Consider the following 25,733-nt stretch of genomic DNA (forward strand, 5'->3'; position numbering starts at 1 on the left):
GACCCGCATGGAGATGCTGAATAACGTTTTCGAATTTTATCAAATACATGATCTGGAGCGTCCCAGTGCCTTGTTTGATTTAATTGATGACGCTTTCTATTTTGCCAAGGACAGACAGGGTCACTTTGTTTATGCGAATCGATTGTTGCACGAACATTACGATTTGGATGACCCTTCAGATGTTATTGGCAAAACCGACTATGACTTTTTTCGCTTTGATATTGCAGAACAAATCCATATGGATGACCTCAAAGTGATGAATGAAGGTTTGGTGATCAATAACAAACTGGAACTGGTTCAGGATGGCAAAGGAGATGTGCACTGGTTTTTAACCAGTAAAACAGCGCTTAAAAACAAAAAGGGCGAAGTGATCGGCGTTGAAGGTTTTAGCCGTGATGCCAACCGCTCACAGAGCAATTTTGAACCCTACAATGTTTTTCGCCATTGTATCGACTTTTTGCAGCATAACTATATGAATAGCATCAGTATTGATGAACTTGCCAAGTTGTCCTGCATGTCATTAAGTACCTTTGAACGTCGCTTTAAACGCCAGTTTGCCATGACACCCAATCAGTATCTTAAGCGACTGCGCATTCATAAAGCCTGCGAGTTTTTATCTGCAGGCTATAGCATTCAGCACGTCACCATGGCTTGTGGCTTTTGTGATCAGAGCTATTTTACCCGCGAATTTCGTGTCACTATGGGCATGACGCCACGTAAATACCAGCTAAAAGCCCGCGAAAATAACAAGCAAACCGTGCTTATTACTCAGTAAAAAGGACCATTTATGCAATCTAATAACAATAGTCGCCGTCAGTTTTTAAAAATGTCGCTGGCCGCTGGTATCGGTGCCAGTTTATTTCCGCAACTGGCTTTTGCCTCCCCAAATCGTGCCTTTAAAATTTCATTAGCTCAGTGGTCACTGCATCGTGCTTTTAAAAGCGGGAAAATGGACGCGCGTAATTTCGCCAGTATTACGCGTAAATTATTTAATCTGGATGCCATTGAATATGTTAACCAGTTTTATTTCGATAACCTGTCTGACAAATTAGTTGCTGGCTTAAAACAGCAAGCTAAAGACGAAGGTATCGAAAGTCGTCTGATCATGTGTGATGGCGAAGGGGCATTAGGCGATCAGGACAAAAATAAACGTCTGCAGGCGGTTAAAAACCATTATCGCTGGGCAGATGCAGCAGCTGAGTTAGGCTGTCATTCCATCCGCGTTAATGCACAAAGCAGTGGCAGCTACGATGAGCAACAAAAAGCCGCAGCAGATGGCCTGAATCAACTGGCAGAATACTGCGATAAGTTAAAGCTAAACGTAATTGTGGAAAACCACGGAGGATTGTCCTCTAACGGTAAGTGGTTATCAGGGGTGATGAAGCTGGCTGATAATCCACGTGTGGGTACCCTGCCCGATTTTGGTAACTTTGTGCTCAACTATCAAACGGGTGAACAATACGATAAATATCAGGGCGTTAAGGAACTAATGCCTTATGCCAAAGCGGTGAGTGCCAAAACAAATCGAATCGACGTGCATGGCAACGAACCAGACATTGATTACTTCAAAATGATGAAAATCGTAACCGATGCCGGATACCACGACTATGTAGGCATAGAGTACGAAGGTGATGACTGGCCCGAAATTGAAGGTATACATCAGACTATTGCATTGTTAGAACGCGTTAACCGCGCGTTAGTTGAAAAAGCTTAGTAATAAAACGGATTTATCAAAAAAGGGGCCAGTGGCCTAATGCCAGTCAGTTAAGCTGACTGGCATTTTTCTTTTTAGCTGGGTACTTGCCAGGCTTAGGTTTAACACATCTAGGATATGACCTGTCCTCTCGCCTTGTCGGGAGCACGTAGTAAGTCAGTTGATTAATGAGATTTTCATACAATACCGGCAGCTTGCCAGGGCTCGTAAGCCCTGTTGTAAGAAGGAATGCAACCACTGCGCTTGAGCATCCGCTAAAGCTTAGTTGGTTTGGCCAGATACCTTTGCGTGATGCGGCTTCAGTCATTGCCACTCGTATCAGATTATAGGCAAGCAGTAATCCCCATAACTCTTGCTCAACCATATCAGGTCGTTTACTTCGAAGCGTGTATTCACTGTTTAGTAACGTCTGCTTCATTTCACGATACCCTAATTCAATCTCCCAACGGTGACTGTATAAGTCCACAATCTCGTCACTGGGATAACGCATTGCATCGGTAAGCGATGTAAGAATTCGACATTCTTTTCCTTTAACTTTCTTCGTAATTAGTCGCGCTTCAATCTCATTGGGAAGCCTGGGGAACTTCTTTCTCGCTTGAGGTGTAGTTGTCAGTCTTACCCGTTTATCTACTCGGCTATAGCTTTCTAGTACATCAAACTGGAGCCCATTTCTGGCGGGTATCATCCAGTGCCTTTCTTCTCCCGCTTTTTGCCATTGATGGAGTAAGCCTAATGAGTAAAAACCGCGGTCAAACATGGTCAGTGAATGATTGGGCGTGTCTTCAATTAGCTGCTCTGCTAGCACCATTTCATTGGACTTATACTTATCGAACGCACTACTTATAAGCTGATGACTTGTCAGCTCCATCTGGCAGACCATGCGGATCTGAGGGAACGCTGTATCACCGTATTGTGTGCTACCTGACCCGTATTTTTCCCGGTTTTCAACGGTATCTACCGTTCGCCAAACGACGCCATCTACACCAAGTAAATTCAGGCCGTTCCATGTTTCGAATTTATTTTGCTGATACCAATGTTTAGCCATCTTTTTAAAAGACTGTTCGACGGCCTCGGTTCCTAGGCGCTGTCGCGCTTGAACCATCGCACTTGGCGCTACTAACGGTGCTTTACCAGGAAGTGCTATATCCATTTTAGCAGCAATGTTCCACACCGACTCTTGTCGGAAAAGGCTCATTCCCATGACACACCACATCACCGACTCAAGAGGTAATCGGCGCTTTCTGACAGTTGCTACACCCGCTTCAAAAAAAGCCTCATCTATAATTGATGGGTCTAAGAAGGTTGAGAGCTTTTCAAATGAGTGAAACTGAGTGCTGGCATTAAACGCGGTGTCTAAAGCTGTTTTAAAATCCATAAAAAAATCCGATGGCAAATTGCTCATCGGATTTTTACATCTATAAAAGATCGGTCAACCGATCGCTAAATTATTTCTTAACTGATCGGCATTAGCCAGTGGCCCCTTTTTAAGTATCTAAACCAGCAAAACCTACAGTGCTTTAAAACGAATGGCGGTTCCGCCACTGGTAGCTAAATGCAAATCCAGTTTATCTGTCGCTGTGACCTTTTTCTTTTCAATCACATAGTCGTACGGATTAGTCAGCCAGTCGGCATCTTTACCATCACGGTAAATTTGCGCTTCATAGGTTTTACCTGGCGCTAAGAAATCCAAAGCAACAGTCACGTTACGTGCTTTTTCATCGGTTAGAGCCCCCAAATACCAGTCGTCAGCATCACGCTGCTGACGAGCGAATACAACATAATCACCCACTTCACCAGCAATGGCTTTACTTTGCTCCCAGTCAGTTGGCACATCTTTAATAAACTGGAACGCATCCGGGTGTTTTTTATAATTACGTGGCAGATCCGCCGCCATCTGAATTGGGCTATAAATCACCACATACAAGGCTAACTGCTTGGCTAAGGTAGTACGTGGACGATTCATACCATCCAAACCATTAAAGCTCATATCAAAAATACCCGGGGTAAAATCCATTGGGCCGGATAACATGCGGGTAAAGGGCAAAATAGCAGTGTGCTCGGGGGGATTGGGCGGTGAACCCCAGGCGTTAAATTCCTGACCACGCGCACCTTCACGTGAGATCCAGTTTGGATAAGTACGACGTAAGCCTGTATCTTTCACTGGTTCATGGGTATTAATACTAATATGACGTTTGGCCGCTTCAGTAACAGAACGTAAATATTCCCCCACCATAAACTGACCATCATGCCACTCATGACGTACTAAGCCATTTTCATCCACACGTTTTATGTCACCATCATCTGCCACGTAACCGGTTTTGACCATGGTCACGCCATGTTTTTTATATAAATCAAAGGCATCGCCCATTTGATTTTTGTAATTCGTCACGCCGCCAGAGGTTTCATGGTGACCAATTAAACGCACGCCTTTTTTAAGCCCGTACTCGGTGACACCGGCTAAATCAAAATCAGGATAAGGTTGAGTAAAACTGAACACATCACCATTGCTGTACCAGTCACCATCCCAGCCTTCATTCCAGCCTTCAACTAATACACCGTCAAAGCCATTTTCGGCAGCAAAATCCATGTAACGTTTAGTTTCAGAGGTAGTGGCACCATGTTTAGGGCCACTGCCCCAGGTGTTTTCATTGAGGTGCATGCCCCACCAAATACCGACGTATTTACCCGGCTTGATCCAGGAAACATCGCCAAGTTTATTGGGTTCGTTAAGGTTTAAAATCAAATCAGAGTTAAGTAACCCTTTAGCATCAGGTGAAACCTGCACTGTGCGCCAGGATGATTTAAATGGCACCTGAGTTTTAACCAACACGCCATCAGACCAGGGGGTTAATTCTGCTTTAAATTCACCGTCATGCTCGGGCTCAAGGGTCATGGCCGCCCAATCAATCAGCGCCGCTTCATGAATACTCATGTGCACACCAGACGATAATTTAAAGGTGAAAGGCGTATGCAGTTTTTCCGCTTTGTGTAATGGTGTGGTGTTATACACGTATTCGTAACGATTGTGATGACGAGCCGGGATCCACCAAGCCGTGGCATTGTGGCTATCAGGCATACGGAATTCGGTGTCTTCGTCTATCACTTCAACTTTATCGAAACCTTTTTGTTTCGGGAACTCGTAGCGAAAGCCCAGGCCATCATCAAACATGCGAATGCGAATATTAAAATGACCACGCTTTTTATCGGCCAATACCACATTCAATTCGTTGTGTTTGTCTTCAATGGTTTTACGCTCACCCCACGGCTGCTGCCAGCTCTCTTGTACGCTAGTACGCTGACTATCGGTAATTTTAAAGCCATCACCAAATTGTCCTTGTTGTTTAAACTCAAGACCCAAAGGCGATGGCAAAATAATGCGCTGTCCTTGGTAATCCAGCCAATATTCGGTCTGGTCTTTATCATCCGACAAAGTAAAGGTTAATTTTCCATCAGGTGAACTTACTGCTACTTCGGTTGCACTGGCAGTACCAGCAACCAATAACAGGGGTAAACACCACGTTTTCAATCCTGCCATCCTAACCTCCGGGGTATATTGATGTATGTCAGCTCAAATTGTAGACAATTGTAACTTGTCTATTACACAATATTAACTTAAACGTTTCAGATAAGATTTTCAAAGGGTTTAACGCATTTTTATTACTTATTATTTTAGGGTTTTATGCTGCGGATATTTGCAAGCAGGAGTCGGGCTAACGTAAAGTCTTGATTTTATTAGTTACTCAGAACCTTCAAGATGAGTCTTCATCCGAATCCACAGCAAAAAAAGCGCATGCAAAAAGCCTGTTTGCGCTTTAATCAGGATCCAAACAAAAATCACCTTAATCAGCTATTGGCACAATTAGCGAACAAGGGTGATAAAACCTTAATTGAGCCGCCCATCTGGATTGAGTACGGTGAATACCTGCAACTGGGTGAAAACTTTTTTACCAATACCGGTCTGACGATTCTGGATGCCGGCGGCGTGACAATCGGTGATAACGTACTGATTGGACCCAATGTACAAATTTATACTAACAATCATCCGCTGGATGCCGTGCGTCGCTTAAGCGGTGAGCAACACTTATTGCCTGTAAGCATTGGCAATAATGTCTGGATTGGTGGTGCTGCGGTTATTTGTCCCGGCGTAAGCATAGGTGACAATGCGGTTATTGCCGCTGGCAGCGTGGTATGTAAAAACGTTGAAGCCAATACCTTAGTGGCTGGCAATCCGGCGAAGCCTGTTCGCCATTTATAAAAAAGCCGGCGCTAAGGCCGGCAAACTGAGGAGAAGTGGCAGTGAGAAAAGCGACGTTTAGGCCGCTTTCTCACTGGCATCATGTACCGGCAGGCGAATCAGATAATCAAATGCACCCAACGCAGCATTTGCTCCACCACCCATCGCGATAATGATTTGTTTATAAGGCACATTGGTCACATCACCTGCGGCAAAAATACCAGGAACTGAGGTTTCACCACGGGGACCTGTGACAATTTCACCACGGTTAGTCAGTTCAATTGTGTCTTTTAAAAACTCTGAGTTAGGCACTAAACCGATTTGTACAAAAATACCTGCCAGTTCAACTGCTTTGCTATCACCACTAACACGGTCGGTATAGGTTAAACCTGTGACCTTTTCGCCGTTACCAGTCACTTCTGTGGTTTGCGCATTAACAATAATGTCGATGTTCGGCATGGATTTGGCTTTACGGATCAACACTTCATCCGCACGTAACTTGCTGTCAAACTCCAGCACGGTTACATGAGACACGATACCCGCTAAATCAATTGCGGCTTCAATACCTGAGTTACCGCCACCAATTACCGCAACAGGTTTGCCTTTAAATAACGGACCATCACAGTGCGGGCAGTACGCTACGCCACGACCACGGTATTCTTTTTCACCCGGTACGTTCATTTCACGCCATCTTGCGCCAGTGGCCAGCAATAAGGTTTTGGTTTGGGCCTTGGCACCGTTTTCCAGTTCCACTTCAATATAACCACCTTCGACCGCTGCAGGTGTTACTTTTGCCACGCGCTGGTTATCCATAATATCCACGTCGTAATCTTTAACGTGCTCTTCTAATCCCTGAACCAGTTTTGGCCCCTGGGTGGCTTTTACCGAAATAAAGTTTTCAATCGCCATGGTGTCCATCACCTGGCCGCCAAAACGTTCAGCGATTAAACCGGTGCGAATGCCTTTACGTGCACTGTAAATCGCAGATGACGCGCCGGCAGGACCTCCACCGACCACCAGCAGGTCAAATGCTTGTTTATCGTTAATCGCCTTGGCATCACGTGCGTCCGCACCTTTATCCAGCTTCTTAAGGATTTCTTTTAAGGTAATTCGGCCTTGCGCAAACAATTCACCGTTTAAGTAAACCGATGGCACAGCCATGATTTTGCGCTCGTCCACTTCCTGCTGGAACAAGGCGCCGTCGATCATCACGTTTTTAATCGATGGGTTGATTGCCGCCATCATATTCAGTGCCTGAATCACATCCGGGCAGTTCTGGCAGCTCAGTGATACGTAAGTTTCAAAGTTAAATTCATCATCAAGGTTTTTAACCTGCTCAATTACCTCCGCATCAAGTTTTAACGGATGACCACCACTATGCAGCAAGGCTAAAACCAAAGAGGTAAATTCGTGACCTAAAGGCACACCGGCGAAGCGCATTTCTGAGCCCGAGGCAGCCGAACGAATTAACATAGAAGGCACACGTTCGTTACTATCACTGCCATCGGTTACAGTGATCAGCGTAGATAGTTCGCCAATTTGATCAATTAACTGATTGAGTTCCTGAGATTTCGCGCTGTCGTCAACAAATTTGACCAGTTCAACAGGCGTTTTTAAATTCTGTAAATAAGTCTGTAATTGGTTCTTTAAATTTTGGTCTAACATAACGTTTTTCCTGTTGTTTGATGACGGTTCAGCAGACGCAGTGATCTCTTACGGCTGACTGAATGCCCGCAAAATTTAATAAATTAGGTGTTGGGTTGGCACTGCCCGGGGGAAATAAGGCAGTGCCGTATCAAGTATGCAAAAAGCTTAGATTTTGCCTACCAGATCCAGTGAAGGTGCTAAGGTTTCTGCACCTGGCTGCCATGCAGCTGGGCAAACTTCGCCGTCGTGCTCAGCAACATATTGAGCTGCCTGAACTTTACGAACCATTTCTGATGCGCTACGGCCGATACCTAAATCGTGAACTTCAGCAACCTTGATTTCACCTTCAGGGTTGATAACAAAAGTACCACGTAGTGCCAGACCTTCTTCTTCGATCATCACACCGAAGTTACGTGAAATCACACCCGTTGGGTCACCAACCATTGGGAAAGTGATTTTACGGATAGTGTCTGACGCATCGTGCCATGCTTTGTGAGTGAAGTGAGTATCGGTAGATACAGAGTAAACTTCTACGCCCATTGCTTTTAACTGCTCGTAGTGATCAGCCATGTCACCTAATTCAGTAGGACATACGAAAGTGAAGTCCGCTGGGTAAAACATAACAACAGACCATTTACCTAATAAATCCTGGTCAGTTACTTCGATGAACTCACCGTTATGGAAAGCAGTTGATTTAAACGGAAGAATTTTGCTATTAATGATTGATTGGGTCATTTCTCATTTCCTTTAGTTGTTGGGTTAACGTTTTAAGTTGGTAGCTATACTAGACCCCACATCACAATTCGTATAATCGATAGTTTTAATTAATTTAATAGATAATACCTATCGTTTATTTTTCATTCTTATGCTGCTGATAAATAAGGAAAAATGTGAGCGTATTACGAGCGGAATTTCTTGAGTCCGGGCAAAACAATCAGGTTGTAATAGAAAATTCATATTGGCAGCAGCAAAAAGGACAACATTGGGCCTGGTTTGGAAACCAGCAATCACATAAGTCGCAACTCGCTGAAGTACTGGCCGGCGACAAACTAAATCACCACATTGAGATAACCTGTGATGGACAGGTACAGCTGGTATCAGCCGCTAAGTTGGAGAACTGGTTTGAACAGGAAAGACAAAAAGATTTAGCTGATATTTTAGATGTAGTGCCGAACCCAACCACGGTTGAACAGCTGATATGCATGGATATCAGCCAGCCCGATATGCCGCTTTATACCCAATTGCTTGAGTTATTTAACCTAAGCGCTTTGACTCAACAAGCCTTTACGACACTCTCCACCGGTCAGTTAAAAAAGATGCAGCTCATCAGAGCGTTATTGTTAAAGCCCGATATTTTAATTTTAGACGACCCCTATGCGGGTTTAGACACCGACAGTTGCCAGCAGGTAAATGGATTATTAGAACAGATATGTGATGAGACCAGCATTATTATGCTGCTGGACAGAATATCCGAACTGGCTGATTTTATTACCCATATAGCCTGGGTCAAAGATACACGCATCGAGCTTGCTGAGGATATAAATCGCGGATTGCCACATGTTGAGCAGCTCATGCATTTACAGCAAAGTGAATTATCCTTGCCACAGTCAGTGGGTGAACAACATGCCTTTGCGGTTGGCAGTTCACTGGTAAAACTAACTCAAGCTAAAGTGCAATTTTCCGATAAGGTCATTTTTGACCAGCTTGACTGGCATATTATTGCGGGACAACACTGGCAAATTCATGGCCCTAACGGTTCAGGCAAAAGCTGTTTGTTAAATTTAATAAGTGGCGATAATCCACAATGTTACCGCAACCAGATTGAACTGTTTGGCATTACCCGCGGGCAAGGTGAAAGCATCTGGCAAATCAAACAACACATAGGTTATTTAACCAATCAGTTTCACCGCGATTATCGGGTAAATTGTAAAGTGCTCGACTGTATTATTTCAGGCTTTTACGATTCCATCGGACTTTATCAAACTGCCACGTTTGCTCAGCAGAAAATCGCGCGGGAGTGGTTAAATGTGATTGGCCTGGCATCATTGGCCAATAAGGGGTTTAGGGAATTAGAAACCGGTGAACAACGCATGGTTTTGATCGCCCGTGCGATGGTCAAACATCCTCCATTGTTGATTTTGGATGAACCCTGTCAGGGACTTGATAGCATCAACCGTCAAAAAGTATTGGCGCTGGTTGAATTACTCTGCCAACAAAACACCACCACCTTACTTTATGTTAGTCATCATGGCGAAGACAAAATATCAGCCATTGAACATCACTTGTCTATGCCCGACTATCACCCCTAAACTAACTTTTGTGCATAAAGCTAAACATCTCTCCTGCGTAAAATCCCCGTAAATAAAGGGCTACAGACTCGACAAACTTATGATTAATCAGGTTCAATGGCTGATGCTTTGCAAGCAAACTACCTTAGTATGGTTGCTGCAAAATAATCATAATCACCATTAGAGCCTGTTGAGCGTTGCAAAAATATACATCAAAGATCAACAGCTCTCTAAATACATGGTGCACAAAACACAAAGGGGATAAGAGTGAAAAAATCACTACTTGCTGCCGTCGTAGGTAGCGCACTGGCGTTCAGCCAGTTTGCCAGCGCTGATATTCCAGCACCGGTTGATAAGCCATATTTTGGCACCGTAAAAGTTAATGTTGATGCCACTGATTTAGCGCACCGCATTTTTAAAGTAACCGAAACCGTACCGGTTAAACCGGGTGCGATGACCTTGCTTTATCCGCAGTGGATCCCGGGTCATCACTCCCCTACTGGCCCTATCGATAAAGTGGCAGGTATAACCATTACCGCTAAAGGCAAAACCATCAAGTGGGAACGTGATCCCGGTAATGTTTATGCGTTTCAATTTGATGTGCCCAAAGGTGTAAAAGAAATTGAAGTTAAATTCGATTATTTATCACCACAGAACGGTAACCGTGGCCGTGTGGTGATGACACCAGAAATGCTGAATATTCAGTGGGATGCGATGGCTATGTATCCGGCCGGTTACTACACCCGTCAAATTCCGTTTGAAGCAACGGTAACGCTGCCAGACCAGTGGAAATTCGCAACAGCCTTGGAAACCGATAAACAGCACGGTAATACCGTGACCTTTGACGACATCGACTTCGAGAATCTGGTCGATTCTCCTATGTTTGCCGGTAAATACTACAAACAATTTGATTTAGCCCCGGGCGCAGAAACCCCTGTTAAACTCAATGTATTTGCAGATAAAGCCAAATATTTAGAAGCCAGCGATGAAGCCATTGAAATCCACCGCAAGCTGGTTGAACAGGCTTACAAAGTCTATGGTGCTCACCACTACAATCATTATGACTTCCTGTTGGCACTAACCGATAAACTCGGTGGTATCGGTTTAGAGCATCACCGCAGCAGTGAAAACAGCCAAAAACCAGATTATTTCACCGAGTGGGATAAAAACTGGTTAGGTCGTGATTTGTTAGCACACGAATTCAACCATTCGTGGGATGGCAAATATCGTCGACCAGCCGGCATCTGGACACCAACTTATAATCAGGTCAAAAAAGACCATGGTCTTTGGGTGTATGAAGGACAAACACAATACTGGGGTTACGTATTCTCAGCGCGTTCAGGTTTAATTGACCATGATAAAACCATGGATATGCTGGCACGTTTAGGCGCTACTTACGATAAAGGTCGCCCTGGCATCAAATGGCGTACCATTTTAGATACCACTAATGATCCAACGATCGCACAGCGTGCCCCACTGGCTTATCGTAATTATCAGATGAGCGAAGATTATTACTCAGGTGGCCAGCTGATTTGGTTTGCGGTTGATGCTAAATTACGTGAACTGAGTAACAACAAAATTAATCTGGATAACTTTGCCAAAGCTTTCTTTGGGGTGAAACCAGGTGACTGGAAAGTGAATACTTATGAGTTTGATGATGTGATTAGTACCTTAAATCAGGTTCAAAAGTACAACTGGACGGACTTTATCAATCAGCGTTTACGCGGTCATGTTAACTTATCTGAATCATTAGCCGACCAAGGCTGGAAGCTGGTTTATAACGACAAACCATCTGATGCAGTTAAAGCGATTGAAGGCCGTTTCAAGGGCACTGACCTGACCTATTCATTAGGTATTTTTATCTCTGGCAAAGGCACCATGCGTGATGTGTTGTGGGATAGCCCGGCGTTTAACGCAGGTTTATCACCCAGCATGACGATTGTTGCCGTTAATGGTGAATCTTACTCGGGTGATGCGATTAAAGATGCCGTTACTGCCGCCAAAGACAGCAAAGCACCCATTGAATTGCTGGTAAAAGATTTTGATCAATACAGCACCATCAAAATCGACTATCACGGTGGCCTGCAATACCCGCATTTAGAGCGTATTGAAGGCAAACCTGACTATCTGTCGCAAGTACTGGAAGCACGCTAAACGTTTGAATTGTAGAAATTCCACCTACTACACGGGTGGGTTTTAGATCTAAAAAAGGAGCCGTCAGGCTCCTTTTTGCTAATTATCTAAGCTTAAAAATTAATGCCCTTCCGATACCTGATTAACTGTATATTTAGGGATTTCTACCACCAGGTCTTCATCTTTAATAATGGCCTGACAACCTAAGCGTGACTCAGGCTCCAAACCCCAGGCCTTGTCCAGCATATCGTCTTCCAGTTCATCACTTTCATCCAGTGAATCAAACCCTTCGCGTACGATCACATGACAGGTGGTGCAGGCACAGGATTTTTCACACGCGTGTTCGATATCAATGCCGTTGGCTAACGCAACATCCAGTACAGAGGTGCCTTCTTCGGCCTGAATCACTGCACCATCCGGGCATAATTCAGGATTCGGTAAAAATATAATTTGTGGCATAAATAGGATCCTGTTAAATGTCGTTTACTTTATGGCCCGCCAGAGCCTTTTTAATCGATTTATCCATGCGACGCTGGGCAAATTCCTGTGTTGCGGCATCAACGCCTTCAATGGCTTGTTTGATAGCTTGTGTGTCGTCACCCGCTGCAGCTTGCATCATGGCATCAATGGCTTGCGTAATCTGTGCAATTTCGTTTTCAGACAATAACTCGCTGCCATCTTCCTGCAGCGCACTCTGAATAGCTTCGCGCACACGATCCGCTTCAACCTGCTGCTCTTTTAACATACGCGCCTGCATATCGCCTTTGGCGTTTTGCATTGAGGCTTTTAGCATGTCGGTGACTTGTTCATCGGATAAACCGTATGACGGTTTTACTTCTACCGATGCTTGCACGCCACTGGATTTTTCCATAGCGGTCACACTAAGCAACCCGTCGGCATCTACCTGAAACGTCACTCGAATATGCGCCGCGCCCGCGGCCATTGGAGGAATGTCCTGCAATACAAAACGTGCCAGAGAACGACAATCATCCACCAGTTCACGATCACCTTGTAAAACATGGATCATCATCGCAGTCTGGCCATCTTTAAAGGTGGTGAATTCCTGTGCTTTCGCCACCGGAATAGTGGTATTACGTGGAATGATTTTTTCCACCAGTCCACCCATAGTTTCAATCCCCAGCGATAACGGCAATACATCCAGAAGCAGCATTTCGCCATCGGGTTTATTACCCACCAGAATGTCGGCCTGAATCGAGGCCCCAATCGCCACCACTTTATCCGGATCAATTGAGGTAAGCGGCGTGCGGCCAAAGAATTCACCCACTGCATCACGAATGGCAGGCACGCGGGTTGAACCACCCACCATCACCACTTCAATCACATCGTCTTTATCGATTTCTGCGTCTTTAACCGCGCGACGACACGCTTTGAGTGTTTGTTTAACCAAGGGCGCAATTAATTGCTCAAAGTCATCACGGCTGATATTACAGTTGACTGTTTCGTCCTGATCATTCTCAACACTAATTTCCACACGTTGTGCAGAGCTTAACGCTTCTTTCGCACGTCTGGCTTCATCCAATAACTGACGATGCAAACGCGCGCTGAGCTTTTCACCTAAGTTAAGTGCTTGTCGAATGTGAGTAACAAGCAGATGATCAAAATCATCACCACCTAGTGCTGCATCACCACCGGTTGCCAGTACTTCAAATACGCCTTTGGATAATCGCAGAATTGAAATATCAAAGGTTCCACCACCTAAATCGTAAACGGCAATCACCCCTTCCTGCCCGGAATCCAGGCCGTAGGCAATCGCAGCAGCAGTTGGCTCATTTAATAAACGTAAAACATTTAAGCCGGCTAATTTTGCGGCATCTTTGGTGCCCTGACGCTGCGCATCATCAAAATAGGCTGGTACCGTGACAACCACGCCAGTTAATTCATCACCTAAGGATTGTTCTGCACGCTGTTTAAGTGCGCTTAAAATATCTGCCGATACCTGAATGGCATTAACTTTGCCGCCGGCAGTATTAATTGAAGGGACCGCGTCTTCCACCTGGCAAAAGTCATAAGGTAAATCCGGATAGCTGGCGGTGATATCGTTAAGCGAACGTCCAATAAAACGTTTTACCGATGAAATGGTGTTGGCCGGATCGCGACTGGCGTTGTCACGCGCCTGCCAGCCGATAGTTTTGCTTTGTGCTGCATAGTGCACCACAGAAGGTAAAATATGCTGATTGTTTTCATCGGCCAGAGTTTGTGCTTCGCCACTTCTTACCGTAGCAACTAACGAATTGGTAGTACCGAGGTCAATGCCCACGGCCAGTTTGCGTTCATGCGGCGCAGCTGTCTGCCCCGGCTCTGCAATTTGAAGTAATGCCATTAGTCTTGTAATGTCTCTTCTATCTGTGCAATCTCATTGCGTAATTTATATAAAAACTTAAGTTTGCGAATTAAGTCAGCAACCTGCAGTTCCTGCCCTTCGGTTTCCAGTCCTTTGTGCACCCTTTGCAACTGCTGCTTAATTTCAGTCGCAATTTCGTCATCCATCTCTTCCAGAGCATCAATATTTTTGCTGGCAGCAATATCTTCGAGCTGTTCTCGCCACTCCATTTGCTGCATTAAAAACGCACCATCCTGCAAGGTGGAGGTTTCGTGTTTCAAATCTACCCCACGTAATTCAAGCAGGTATTCAGCGCGCAATAAGGGAGATTTTAACACCTGATAGGCATCATTGACCTGCGCATTTTTTTGCACCGCTAATAAGCGCTGTTGCTCGCTGGCCGTGGCAAATTTATCCGGATGAGTAAGTTGTTGAAGATGCTGATAAGTTTTTGCCAGTTGACTGAGATCCAACTCAAACTGCGGGGTTAAATCAAATAATTCAAAGTGATTCATAATGAACTAACAATCCACTTAACTTATTGCGATATAAATGAAAAGTCGGCCATTGGGCCGACTTTATAAACTGTCGTCCTGCAACGACCAGACAATTAAACGTTAAAGCTTTCACCACAGCCACACTCACCGTTGGCATTAGGATTATTAAACTGAAAACCTTCGTTTAAGCCTTCTTTGGCAAAGTCTAATTCGGTGCCATCCAGATAAACCAGACTTTTGGCATCGATAATAATTTTTACGTTATTATCTTCAAACACCTGATCGTCGTCGTTTAATTCATCAACAAACTCAAGTACGTAAGCCAGTCCGGAACACCCTGTGGTTTTTACACCCAGACGTAAACCAATGCCTTTACCGCGATTCGCTAAAAAAGTTCTGGCTCGATTTGCTGCTGCATCTGTAAGAGTAATTGCCACGTTTTATCCTGTTATGCGCTGTGTTTAGCTTTGTAATCTTCCACTGCGGCTTTAATGGCATCTTCAGCCAAAATTGAGCAGTGAATTTTTACTGGTGGTAAAGCCAGTTCTTCAGCGATATCAGTATTTTTAATTGCTACCGCTTCATCAATGGTTTTTCCTTTAACCCACTCGGTTACCAGTGAGCTGGACGCAATGGCTGAACCACAACCATAGGTTTTGAACTTCGCATCTTCGATAATGCCATTCTCACCAATTTTAAGTTGTAACTTCATTACATCACCACACGCAGGAGCCCCTACCATGCCAGTTGCAATGCTTGGGTCGTTTTTATCGAATCCACCTACGTTACGTGGATTTTCATAATGGTCGATTACTTTGTCACTATATGCCATGACTAATACCTCAATGTTGGGCGCCGCTTTTTCAGCCACGCCGTCGTATGCTTAATTAGTGGTGAACCCACTCAACTTTTTCAAGATCAACGCCGTCTTTGTACATTTCCCAAAGCGGTGACATTTCACGTAATTTATCAATTGCACCTACGACCACACTAATAACATGGTCGATTTCTTCCTCGGTGGTGAAACGACCAATACTGAAACGAATTGAGCTGTGAGCCAGTTCATCGTTCAGACCTAATGCACGTAACACATAAGACGGTTCTAAACTGGCCGATGTACAAGCAGAACCAGAGGATACAGCCATGTCTTTCAGTGCCATAATCAATGACTCACCTTCCACATAAGCAAAACTTACGTTCAGGTTAGACGCCACGCGCTGATCTAAATCACCATTTACATAAACCGCTTCGATGTCTTTAATGCCATTCCACAAACGATTACGTAACATCAAAATACGTTCGTTTTCAGCTGCCATTTCTTCTTTGGCAATACGGAAAGCTTCACCCATACCAACAATTTGGTGTGTAGGAAGTGTACCTGAACGCATACCACGTTCATGACCACCACCGTGCATTTGAGCCTCCAAACGTACACGTGGTTTACGACGTACATATAAAGCACCAATGCCTTTAGGACCGTAGGCCTTGTGACCAGAGAAAGACATCAGATCAACCTTAAGTTCCTGCAAATCAATCGGTACACGGCCTGCGCTTTGCGCGGCATCTACATGGAATAAAATTTTGCGAGAACGGCATAACTCACCGATTTTCTCGATATCCTGAATCACACCAATTTCGTTATTAACGTGCATCACTGACACTAAAATGGTGTCATCACGCATCTCAGTTTCCAGTTCAGCTAAATCCAGTAAACCGTTTGGCTGAGGTGTCATGTAGGTTACTTCAAAACCTTCACGCTCTAACTGGCGGCAGGTATCAAGCACCGCTTTATGCTCAGTTTTTACCGTAATAATGTGTTTGCCCTTTTTAGCGTAAAAATGCGCCGCCCCTTTAATCGCAAGATTGTCAGACTCAGTTGCGCCGGAGGTAAACACAATTTCGCGCGGATCGGCGTTAACCAAATCAGCAATCTGGCTACGGGCGATATCCACCGCTTCTTCCGCCTGCCAGCCAAAACGATGCGAACGTGATGCTGGGTTACCAAAGTTACCTTCAGTGGTCAGACATTCCATCATTTTTTCAGCTACACGCGGATCAACCGGTGTGGTAGCCGAATAATCCAGATAAATAGGTAATTTCATTACTTGCTCCAATTACAACTGCAAGGTGACGGAGATTTGCGATTCCGCCGATGACTTGTGTTTGTTCTGACGTTCAGCGACTCGCTGTACGTCATTTTTATCCATGAGTTCGCCTAAGGTGATACCATTCAAAAAAACGCTGATACGGTCACTTAAGTCAGTCCACAAGCTGTGTGTCAAACAGCGTTCACCGCCCTGACAATCTGATAAACCATTGCAGCGCGTAGCATCAACCGATTCATTCACGGCATTGATTACTTCGCCTACTGCAATGTCGCTTGCGTCACGTCCGAGCTTATAACCGCCTCCGGGTCCACGTACGCTGGCAACTAATTTGCGCTTACGTAAACGTGAGAACAACTGTTCCAGATAAGACAAGGATATCCCCTGCCTTTCTGAAATATCAGCCAGTGATACCGGATTAGATCTGGAATGTAAGGCTACATCCAGCATTGCGGTAACAGCGTATCGTCCTTTAGAGGTTAATTTCATCGCGAAACCCATCGTTTAACATGGGGCGAATTTTCACATACCTGAGTATTTTAGTCAAGTATTAGCCAGAATTGAAAAAAGGCGTAAAAGACCCGGATTATATGCCCGGGTCAAAGGCATCAGCCTGATTTTTACGTTCTTCACAGGCTTTTTCTTCATCCTCGGTGAAGGCATCAAGTTTTAGGCTGGGTAAGGATTTTTCACAGACATCCCCACCCATTTTATTAATCGCTTTGCACATATCAGCCACCTTGGTGTCGATGAGATGCACATGATCCAGCATGGTACCAATCGCATTAGCAACCGGATCAGGATTATCCGGCGATACCGCGTAAGCATCAAAACCATATTGCTTGGCAATTTTTTCGCGTTGGTTGTTTTTACCTTTATCCTGCCGGGTATTAACAATACGACCGGGAATACCGATAACAGTGGCGTTATCAGGCACGTCCTTAACAACAACCGAGTTAGAACCTACCTTACCGTGATTTCCAATGGTAATGGGTCCCAGTACTTTAGCGCCAGCACCAACTACCACGTTGTTTTTTAAGGTGGGATGACGTTTACCTGCGTTCCAGCTGGTGCCACCTAAGGTCACACCATGATAAAGCGTCACATCATCACCAATTTCAGCGGTTTCACCAATCACTACGCCCATACCGTGGTCAATAAAAAAACGACGGCCTATGGTTGCCCCCGGATGAATTTCAATCCCCGTGATCCAGCGATTAAAAGTAGATAGTGAGCGCGCCAGCCAACACCAGTTCGCTTTCCATAAACGGTGTGCCAAACGGTGCATCCAGATGGCATGTAAGCCCGGATAATTAGTTAACACTTCCAGTGTGGTGCGTGCCGCAGGGTCACGACTGAATACACTGGCGATATCTTCTTTCATGCGCTCAAACATGGTGTTGTTACTTTTCCTTATTGGCAATCGATTTGTCGATTGAAGCCAGAATCCCACGCAGAATGTTAAGCTCTTCACGCTCGGGTCGTGCGCGGTTATACAGGCGTCTTAATTTGGTCATCACCATACCCGGATGTTGCTTCACGATAAAAGTCGTTTTGGTTAGGGTTTGTTCCAGATGAGTATAAAAACGCTCTAAATCTTCTACCAGAGGATATTCCTGTTCAACTTCAGGTAAACTCGTCTGGTTTAAAAATGCCATGCGTACTTCATAACATAATGTTTGTACAGCGGCGGCTAAATTCAATGAGCTGTAATCAGGATTGGCCGGAATACAAACGTGAAAGTGACATTGCTGCAGTTCTTCGTTGCTTAAACCATTATTCTCACGGCCAAACACTAATGCCACCGGATAATCCGCAGCTTCAGCCACTAATTTTTCGCCACATTCACGTGGTTCAAGCATTGGCCAGGATAAAGTACGTGAGCGTGCACTGGTGCCAATTACCAACCCACAATCAGCCACCGCTTCTTCCAGCGTTGAAACTATTTTTGCGTTGCCCAATACATCCGTAGCCCCTGCCGCAAGAGCACTGGCTTGTCCGTCGGGTTCGCTGACTGGATCAACTAACACAAGTTGAGATAAGCCCATAGTTTTCATGGCGCGGGCAGTTGAGCCAATATTACCGGTATGTGAAGTGTTCACCAGTACAACACGTATTTTATCTAACATGCGCTTTAGTGTCTGATTTGCTGGGAAAATTAGGGCGCGAATTGTAGCACATCCGCACGCACTGTCATCACTACGGCGCTTTTTGCTTGCCTTTTTAAACTGCTCTGTTACACTTCGCGCCGTTTTTTTGAGCACTCAACTTAACTCTTAGGTGAGTGTGATTTTCGTTCTTTGACAATTGGTGGATCATTTATGCATGCAATGCTGAATATTGCGGTGCGCGCTGCGCGTACGGCCGGTAGTATTATTGTTCGTGGTTTTGAAAATCGTGATGACTTAGCAACAGAAGTAAAAGGTACTAACGACTACGTTACCCGTATCGACAGAGACGCCGAACAGGCAATCATTAAAAAAATTCAGCAATCTTACCCTGATCATGGTTTTCTGGGAGAAGAAGGCGGCATAATTAATCCGGAAAGTGACTTTCAGTGGATTATTGATCCGCTGGACGGCACCACCAATTTTGTAAAAGGCATTCCTCATTTTTGTGTTTCTATTGCGTTAACCTTCAAAGGCCGTTTAGATCAGGCGGTGGTATTTGATCCTATCCGTGGCGAATTGTTTACTGCATCTCGCGGTAACGGCGCGCAATTAAATGGTTACCGTATCCGTACCGGCAATGCCCGTGATTTAACCGACACTGTGTTAGCCACTGCATTCCCATTCAAAAACAAAGAAAATACTCAGGAAGCCGTCGACAGCTTTAGCCGTATTTTCCGTCAATGTGGCGACGTACGTCGCTCAGGATCAGCCGCACTGGACATGGCTTATGTTGCTGCAGGTCGTTACGACGGCTACTGGGAAAAAGGCATCAACGCCTGGGATATTGCCGCAGGTGAATTATTGGTTAAAGAATCTGGTGGTCTGGTATCCGACTACCAGGGTGGAACCAACCCAATGAAAAGCCGCAGTGTCGTCTGCGGTAATCCTAAGGTAGTTCAAATGTTAGTGAAAAACATCAACGCCTAACCATCTGGTTAACATAAAAAAAGCCGGCAATTAGCCGGCTTTTTTGTCTTTATTTTTTTACTTAAAGTAACGGATCCTGATCCGCGCCTTCTTTTTCCACTTCTGTAGGCATCAAATCTTCTTTGCTTAATCCCAACATGATAGCGATGGCGCTTGCCACGTAAATTGACGAATAAGTACCAATAAAAATACCGAACAATAACGCTGTGGCAAAACCATGGATCAAAGCACCACCTTTAAAGAATAAGGCTGCTAATACCAACAAAGTGGTACCAGAAGTAATAACGGTACGGCTCATGGTTTGGGTTAATGAAATATCGGCCACTTCTGGTGGCTCAGTTTTACGCAGTTTAAGGAAATTTTCCCGAATGCGGTCAAACACAACGATAGTATCGTTAAGTGAATAACCTATCACCGCGAGAACAGCCGCCAGTACGGTTAAATCAAATTCCAGTTGTAAAACTGAGAACAATCCTAACGTGATAATAACGTCGTGCGCCAGGGCAATAACCGAGCTAAGGGCCAGGCGCCATTCAAAACGCAGGGTAACGTATAACATGATACATAGCAGCGCAGTTAACATAGCTAACCCACCCTGCTCTGCCAGCTCATCACCTACGTTAGGACCAACAAACTCGATACGACGCATATCAACCTGATCGCCACCTTCACGCAATACAGATAAAACTTCGTCACCCAGTTTCGACGCCTTCACCCCTTCACGAGGTGCCAGACGGATTAATACATCTTCACTGGTACCAAAGTTTTGCACAACCGCATCGGCAAAACCGGCTGCTTCAAGTTGCTTACGAATATGATCCAGTTTCGCTGGCTTCTGATAACCCACTTCAATTAGGGTACCACCAGTAAAATCCAGCCCCCAGTTCAGGCTATTGGTAAACAAGCTAAACAGGGAAACAATTAACAATGCCGCCGAGAAAAACAGCGCCGGCACACGTAACTTCATGAAGTTGACGGTTTCTTTAAAATTCAGAATTTGCATCTTCGTCACTCCACTAAATTGATAACTTGTCGATTCGTTTACCACCCCAGACTGCGTTAACAATCACACGGGTAACCACAATCGCGGTAAACATCGAGGTAATAATGCCGATAGCCAATGTTACCGAGAATCCTTTAATTGGACCGGTACCAATAGCAAACAGAATAATGGCCGCAATTAAAGTGGTAATATTGGCATCTAAAATAGTAGAGAAAGCACTGTCATACCCCTGATGGATTGATTGCTGCGGTCCCCGACCATCACGCATTTCTTCACGAATCCGTTCAAAAATCAGTACGTTAGCATCTACCGCCATACCAACCGTTAATACGATACCCGCCATACCTGGTAGTGTTAGGGTTGCGCCAGGAATCAGTGACATTACACCAACAATTAATACTAAGTTGGCCGCCAGCGCAAAATTCGCCACTAAACCAAAACCACGGTAGTACATCGCCATAAAGGCCAGTACCAAAACAAACCCCCAAATGATGGCTTGCATACCTAAATCGATATTTTCCTGACCTAAACTTGGGCCTACGGTACGCTCTTCAACTATCTGAATGGGTGCAATCAAGGCACCGGCACGCAATAATAACGCCAGATTTTGTGCTTCTTGTGGAGAACCTACACCAGTAATACGGAAACCACCGCCGCCCAAACGAGACTGGATAGTTGCAACACTGATGATTTGTTCCACTTTCTCAAAGATAGGTTTATCGTTTTTATCTCTCTCAGCTAAAGGTTTGTATTCAATAAATACCGTCGCCATTGGCTTACCGATATTGCCTTTAGTACCCAAAGACATTTTATTGCCACCTTCAGAATCCACAGAAATATTTACTTGTGGACGACCATATTCATCCAGAGAACTGGCCGCATCAATAATGTGATTACCCGACATCATGACCTTTTTCTGCAGCAAATAAGGCACACCTTTTTGATCTTTAACTAAATCAGCACCGGGAGGAATACGTCCGGCAACAGCGGCTTGCACATCGTGCTCTGTATCCAGTAAACGAAAATCCAGTGTTGCTGTGGCATTTAGAATTTCTTTGGCACGAGCGGTGTCCTGAATACCCGGCAATTGCACCACAATGCGATCCGCACCCTGGCGCTGGATCAAAGGTTCAGCAACACCTAACTGGTTAACACGATTACGCATGATGGTAATATTTTGTTTTACCGCATAGTCACGAATAGCCAGTACTTTTTGCTGAGACATCTTAGCCGAAACAACTAAGTTATCTTCTTCTTCAAACAACCAGTCAGGGTTGCGGCTCTTTAAGTAACTTAAACCTTGATCCAGAGTTTCCTGATCGCGGAACTGCACTTCTACCGAGTCATCCAGTTGACGCACACCGCGATAACGGATTTTTTCTTCACGTAAGTTAGTACGGAAACTGGTTACTGTATCTTCCAGCGCTTTGCTCATCGCCAGATTCATGTCCACTTCCATTAAAAAGTGCACACCGCCACGTAAATCCAGACCCAGTTTAATCGGCTCACCGCCAATTGAAGCTAACCAACTTGGTGTATCCGGCGCCAGGTTCATGGCAACGTAATAATCGCCACCCAGTTGTTTTTCCAACACTTCTTTAGCCATTAACTGACTTTCGGAATCTTTTACACGCACCAGAATTTGCTGGTTTTCCATGGTGACACGTTTGGTATCAATCCGGGCATCAACCAGAGATTGTTCAACTGTTTGTAGGGTTTGTGTGGTCACAGTGGTGTTGCGGCCCGCGGAGATTTGCACCGCATGGTCCTCACCAAAAATATTTGGCAACGCATATAAAGCACCGACGGCGAGAACAAAAAACACCATCAAATACTTCCACATGGGGGTTTTATTTAACACAAGATATTCCTTTTACTGGAAACTAAAAGGGCAAGCGTGTTATCGCTTGCCCTGAATTTCACTTAACCCTTACAGGCTTTTCATTGTGCCTTTTGGCAATACGGCAGATACCGCAGACTTTTGCACAACGATATTGGTGGTATCGTTTAATGCAATCTCGATGAAATCTTTTTCTTCAGTTACTTTTACGATTTTGCCAACCATACCACCCTGAGTTAACACTTCATCGCCTTTACTTAACGAGCCAATCAGGTTTTTATGTTCCTTTACACGCTTCGCCTGTGGACGATACAGCATGAAATAGAAAATCAAACCAAAAATACCCAGCATAATCAGCATAGACATTCCGCCATCCTGAGCACCGCCCGGCGCAGCCTGAGCGTAAGCGTTAGAGATAAATAAACTCATGTTTTTCCCCTAATTTAATTGTTGTAATTTTAACTATCAGAGCGCCGGTACCGGCATTCCTTTTTGTTGATAAAATTCGGTTACAAATGCATCCAGCTCACCGGCTTCAATTGCATCACGCAAACCTTGCATAACACGCTGATAATAACGCAGGTTATGGATAGTGTTTAAACGCGCGCCAAGGATCTCGTTGCACTTATCTAAATGATGTAAATATGACCGTGAATAGTTTTTACAAGTGTAACAATCACATTTTTCATCCAATGGACCGGTATCAGTTTTATATTTAGCGTTACGGATTTTGACAATACCTTCAGTCACAAACAAATGACCGTTACGCGCATTACGGGTTGGCATTACACAGTCAAACATATCAATACCGCGGCGCACCGCTTCAACGATATCTTCCGGCTTACCTACGCCCATTAAATAACGAGGTTTGTCTGCAGGTGCTTTTTCAGCGATGTGATCCAAAATACGGATCATATCTTCTTTAGGCTCACCCACCGATAAACCGCCGATGGCATATCCATCAAAACCAATTTTCACTAAGCCATCAAGTGAGATATCACGCAAATCTTCATACATACCGCCTTGCACAATACCAAACAAGGCAGATGGATTGCCTTCATGGGCTTTTTTACTTCGCTCTGCCCAGCGTAAAGACAATTCCATCGATTTACGTGCGGTGGCACGATCAGCCGGATAAGGCGTACATTCATCGAAAATCATCACGATGTCTGAACCCAAATCACGTTGTACTTCGATGGACTTTTCCGGTGTTAGCAGAATTTTTTCACCATTAATTGGGGAGCGGAAAGTTACCCCTTCCTCTGTGATCTTGCGTAAATCGCCAAGACTGAAAACCTGAAAACCACCGGAATCGGTCAGAATAGGTTTATCCCAATGCATAAAGTCATGTAAGTCACCGTGTAACTTCATGATTTCAGTGCCTGGACGCAACATTAAGTGAAAGGTATTACCTAAACAAATATGTGCGCCGGTATCTTTTAACTCTTCCGGCGTCATGCCTTTTACCGTACCGTAAGTGCCCACAGGCATAAATGCAGGGGTTTCTACCACACCACGTTCAAAGGTCATGCGACCGCGACGGGCCTTGCCGTCTGTCGTAACTAATTCAAATTGCATAAAATTTCCTATCAGCAGACCGGAAAACAGTCCAGAGCCGAAAAAACAAAGGCCGGATTATACCCGAAGCATTCAGTAGTTTCTAAGTAAAAGCACGGTAAATTTTACCCTTTGCGTGCCTCAATAAACATGGCGTCGCCGTAACTGAAAAAACGGTATTCCTGCTCAATGGCCTGTTGATAAGCCGCCATCACATTTTCCTTACCGGCAAAGGCACTGATTAACATAATCAGGGTCGATTCGGGTAGATGGAAATTAGTCACCATGGCATCCACAATTTCAAACTGATACCCGGGGTAAATAAAAATATCGGTATCGTCAAAGAACGGTTGTAACTCATTATTTTGCTCTTTGGATGCCTTGGCAGCCGACTCCAGAGAACGCACCGACGTGGTGCCTACCGCAATCACACGCTTACCACGTTGTTTGGTCGCTTTAATAGCATCAACCACTTCTTGTGGCACTTCGGCATATTCGGAATGCATTTTATGTTCAAGGATATTATCTACCCGCACCGGCTGGAAGGTACCGGCGCCCACATGCAAAGTGACAAATGCCAGCTCTACACCTTTGTCTTTTAACTGCTGCAAAATCGCATCATCAAAATGTAAGCCCGCAGTAGGTGCCGCCACGGCGCCTGGTTTATCGTTATAAACTGTTTGATAACGCTCTTTATCGGATTCTTCGTCCGGGCGGTCAATATAAGGCGGAAGCGGCATATGGCCGTACTTTTCCAGCACCTGCAACACCGGCTCATCCGCAATAAATTTCAATTCGAATAAAGCGTCATGGCGTGCCAGCATTTCCACTGTCACCGCCTCTTCCAAAATTAATTGTGTGCCGGGTTTTGGTGCTTTACTGGCACGAACATGCGCCAGCACACGCTCATTATCTAAAATACGTTCAACTAATACTTCAACTTTACCGCCAGAGGCCTTTTGCCCCAGCATTCGGGCCGGGATCACGCGTGTATTGTTAAATACTAATAAGTCCCCTGCTTCAACCAACTGCAGAATGTCGGTAAATTGTTTGTGTGCTACTTGCCCACTATTACCGTTTAAATGCAATAAACGGCTGGCAGTACGATCGGCCATTGGGTATCTGGCGATCAGTTTTTCAGGTAAATCGAAGTCAAATTCAGAAAGTTTCATTTAATATTTTATATCCGGATTTTCGAATGCCGCTTGCCAGTTGGCCTGCGGAACTTTAGGTATTTTTTTAATACCATCAAATAGTTATTAATACCGACATCACT

24 protein-coding genes are annotated in these 25,733 nt (G+C 44.8%); 6 read left to right on the forward strand and 18 right to left on the reverse strand.

The genetic code is table 11. The annotated features are described in order from the left end of the window. Window positions 1-7 precede the first annotated feature (7 nt). Window positions 8-775 (forward strand): AraC family transcriptional regulator, encoded by a 768-nt coding sequence (locus tag H8B19_RS02525; RefSeq protein WP_186505214.1) that lies wholly within the window; start codon window positions 8-10, stop codon window positions 773-775. A gap of 12 nt (window positions 776-787) precedes the next feature. Beyond that, a complete protein-coding gene (locus H8B19_RS02530; RefSeq protein WP_186505215.1) occupies window positions 788-1,714 on the forward strand; it encodes a sugar phosphate isomerase/epimerase family protein in 927 nt (308 codons plus the stop codon). Window positions 1,715-1,760: 46 nt separating this feature from the next. Here the strand turns inward: H8B19_RS02530 and H8B19_RS02535 are convergent, their stop codons facing one another. Together H8B19_RS02535 and H8B19_RS02540 are read right to left on the reverse strand one after the other, a co-directional pair. Continuing rightward, window positions 1,761-3,089 (reverse strand): IS4 family transposase, encoded by a 1,329-nt coding sequence (locus H8B19_RS02535; RefSeq protein WP_186505216.1) that lies wholly within the window; start codon window positions 3,087-3,089, stop codon window positions 1,761-1,763. A 132-nt stretch (window positions 3,090-3,221) separates the two neighbouring features. Continuing rightward, window positions 3,222-5,249, reverse strand: coding sequence for a glycoside hydrolase family 97 protein (locus tag H8B19_RS02540; RefSeq protein ID WP_186505217.1), 2,028 nt, complete (start codon window positions 5,247-5,249; stop codon window positions 3,222-3,224). A 219-nt stretch (window positions 5,250-5,468) separates the two neighbouring features. Here H8B19_RS02540 and H8B19_RS02545 point away from each other — a divergent pair, with 219 nt between their 5' ends. Continuing rightward, window positions 5,469-5,969: a sugar O-acetyltransferase gene (locus H8B19_RS02545; protein WP_186505218.1), complete on the forward strand. Its 501-nt coding sequence runs from the start codon at window positions 5,469-5,471 to the stop codon at window positions 5,967-5,969. Between the two features lie 57 nt (window positions 5,970-6,026). Here H8B19_RS02545 and ahpF read toward each other — a convergent pair whose 3' ends face one another. Together ahpF and ahpC are read right to left on the reverse strand one after the other, a co-directional pair. Continuing rightward, the gene (gene ahpF / locus H8B19_RS02550; RefSeq protein ID WP_186505219.1) at window positions 6,027-7,613 is read right to left on the reverse strand and encodes an alkyl hydroperoxide reductase subunit F; all 1,587 of its coding nucleotides are present in this window, start codon (window positions 7,611-7,613) and stop codon (window positions 6,027-6,029) included. Between the two features lie 147 nt (window positions 7,614-7,760). Next, complete coding sequence (gene ahpC, locus H8B19_RS02555; protein ID WP_186505220.1) at window positions 7,761-8,330, reverse strand: alkyl hydroperoxide reductase subunit C; 570 nt, start codon at window positions 8,328-8,330, stop codon at window positions 7,761-7,763. A 155-nt stretch (window positions 8,331-8,485) separates the two neighbouring features. On the opposite strand from ahpC, the gene H8B19_RS19185 reads away from it, so the two are divergent. Together H8B19_RS19185 and H8B19_RS02565 are read left to right on the forward strand one after the other, a co-directional pair. After that, entirely contained in the window at window positions 8,486-9,904 is a 1,419-nt protein-coding gene (locus tag H8B19_RS19185; RefSeq protein WP_186505221.1) for an ATP-binding cassette domain-containing protein, read from the forward strand. A 246-nt stretch (window positions 9,905-10,150) separates the two neighbouring features. After that, entirely contained in the window at window positions 10,151-12,037 is a 1,887-nt protein-coding gene (locus tag H8B19_RS02565) for a M61 family metallopeptidase (protein WP_186505222.1), read from the forward strand. A 99-nt stretch (window positions 12,038-12,136) separates the two neighbouring features. Here H8B19_RS02565 and fdx read toward each other — a convergent pair whose 3' ends face one another. The 9 genes from fdx to trmJ form a co-directional block, all read right to left on the reverse strand. After that, window positions 12,137-12,475: an ISC system 2Fe-2S type ferredoxin gene (gene fdx, locus H8B19_RS02570; RefSeq protein WP_186505223.1), complete on the reverse strand. Its 339-nt coding sequence runs from the start codon at window positions 12,473-12,475 to the stop codon at window positions 12,137-12,139. Window positions 12,476-12,488: 13 nt separating this feature from the next. Further along, window positions 12,489-14,357, reverse strand: coding sequence for a Fe-S protein assembly chaperone HscA (gene hscA, locus H8B19_RS02575; protein WP_186505224.1), 1,869 nt, complete (start codon window positions 14,355-14,357; stop codon window positions 12,489-12,491). Continuing rightward, window positions 14,357-14,872, reverse strand: coding sequence for a co-chaperone HscB (gene hscB / locus H8B19_RS02580; RefSeq protein WP_186505225.1), 516 nt, complete (start codon window positions 14,870-14,872; stop codon window positions 14,357-14,359). The genes hscA and hscB overlap by 1 nt, the downstream gene beginning before the upstream one ends. A 95-nt stretch (window positions 14,873-14,967) precedes the next feature. Then, a complete protein-coding gene (gene iscA, locus H8B19_RS02585; RefSeq protein ID WP_186505226.1) occupies window positions 14,968-15,291 on the reverse strand; it encodes an iron-sulfur cluster assembly protein IscA in 324 nt (107 codons plus the stop codon). A gap of 11 nt (window positions 15,292-15,302) precedes the next feature. Further along, window positions 15,303-15,686: a Fe-S cluster assembly scaffold IscU gene (gene iscU, locus H8B19_RS02590; RefSeq protein ID WP_186505227.1), complete on the reverse strand. Its 384-nt coding sequence runs from the start codon at window positions 15,684-15,686 to the stop codon at window positions 15,303-15,305. 55 nt (window positions 15,687-15,741) lie between these two features. Next, window positions 15,742-16,956 carry an IscS subfamily cysteine desulfurase gene (locus H8B19_RS02595; RefSeq protein ID WP_186505228.1) on the reverse strand — a complete coding sequence of 405 codons (1,215 nt, stop codon included), beginning with the start codon at window positions 16,954-16,956 and terminating at the stop codon, window positions 15,742-15,744. A 12-nt stretch (window positions 16,957-16,968) separates the two neighbouring features. Further along, window positions 16,969-17,448: a Fe-S cluster assembly transcriptional regulator IscR gene (gene iscR / locus H8B19_RS02600; protein WP_186505229.1), complete on the reverse strand. Its 480-nt coding sequence runs from the start codon at window positions 17,446-17,448 to the stop codon at window positions 16,969-16,971. A 97-nt stretch (window positions 17,449-17,545) separates the two neighbouring features. Continuing rightward, the gene (cysE, locus tag H8B19_RS02605) at window positions 17,546-18,355 is read right to left on the reverse strand and encodes a serine O-acetyltransferase (RefSeq protein ID WP_186505230.1); all 810 of its coding nucleotides are present in this window, start codon (window positions 18,353-18,355) and stop codon (window positions 17,546-17,548) included. A gap of 7 nt (window positions 18,356-18,362) precedes the next feature. Continuing rightward, window positions 18,363-19,088, reverse strand: coding sequence for a tRNA (cytosine(32)/uridine(32)-2'-O)-methyltransferase TrmJ (gene trmJ / locus H8B19_RS02610; RefSeq protein ID WP_186505231.1), 726 nt, complete (start codon window positions 19,086-19,088; stop codon window positions 18,363-18,365). 192 nt (window positions 19,089-19,280) lie between these two features. Between trmJ and suhB the strand changes: the two genes are divergently transcribed. After that, window positions 19,281-20,057, forward strand: a complete 777-nt coding sequence (suhB, locus tag H8B19_RS02615) for an inositol-1-monophosphatase (protein ID WP_186505232.1) — start codon at window positions 19,281-19,283, stop codon at window positions 20,055-20,057. Between the two features lie 61 nt (window positions 20,058-20,118). Here suhB and secF read toward each other — a convergent pair whose 3' ends face one another. The 5 genes from secF to queA form a co-directional block, all read right to left on the reverse strand. Further along, entirely contained in the window at window positions 20,119-21,060 is a 942-nt protein-coding gene (secF, locus tag H8B19_RS02620) for a protein translocase subunit SecF (RefSeq protein ID WP_186505233.1), read from the reverse strand. Between the two features lie 13 nt (window positions 21,061-21,073). Further along, window positions 21,074-22,921, reverse strand: coding sequence for a protein translocase subunit SecD (gene secD / locus H8B19_RS02625; RefSeq protein WP_186505234.1), 1,848 nt, complete (start codon window positions 22,919-22,921; stop codon window positions 21,074-21,076). Between the two features lie 69 nt (window positions 22,922-22,990). Continuing rightward, a complete protein-coding gene (gene yajC, locus H8B19_RS02630) occupies window positions 22,991-23,329 on the reverse strand; it encodes a preprotein translocase subunit YajC (protein ID WP_186505235.1) in 339 nt (112 codons plus the stop codon). A gap of 36 nt (window positions 23,330-23,365) precedes the next feature. Further along, a complete protein-coding gene (gene tgt / locus H8B19_RS02635; RefSeq protein WP_186505236.1) occupies window positions 23,366-24,478 on the reverse strand; it encodes a tRNA guanosine(34) transglycosylase Tgt in 1,113 nt (370 codons plus the stop codon). A gap of 104 nt (window positions 24,479-24,582) precedes the next feature. After that, entirely contained in the window at window positions 24,583-25,629 is a 1,047-nt protein-coding gene (gene queA / locus H8B19_RS02640; protein ID WP_186505237.1) for a tRNA preQ1(34) S-adenosylmethionine ribosyltransferase-isomerase QueA, read from the reverse strand. Window positions 25,630-25,733: the final 104 nt, after the last annotated feature.

Source organism: Neptunicella marina (assembly GCF_014270035.1).
Taxonomy (GTDB): domain Bacteria; phylum Pseudomonadota; class Gammaproteobacteria; order Enterobacterales; family Alteromonadaceae; genus Neptunicella; species Neptunicella marina.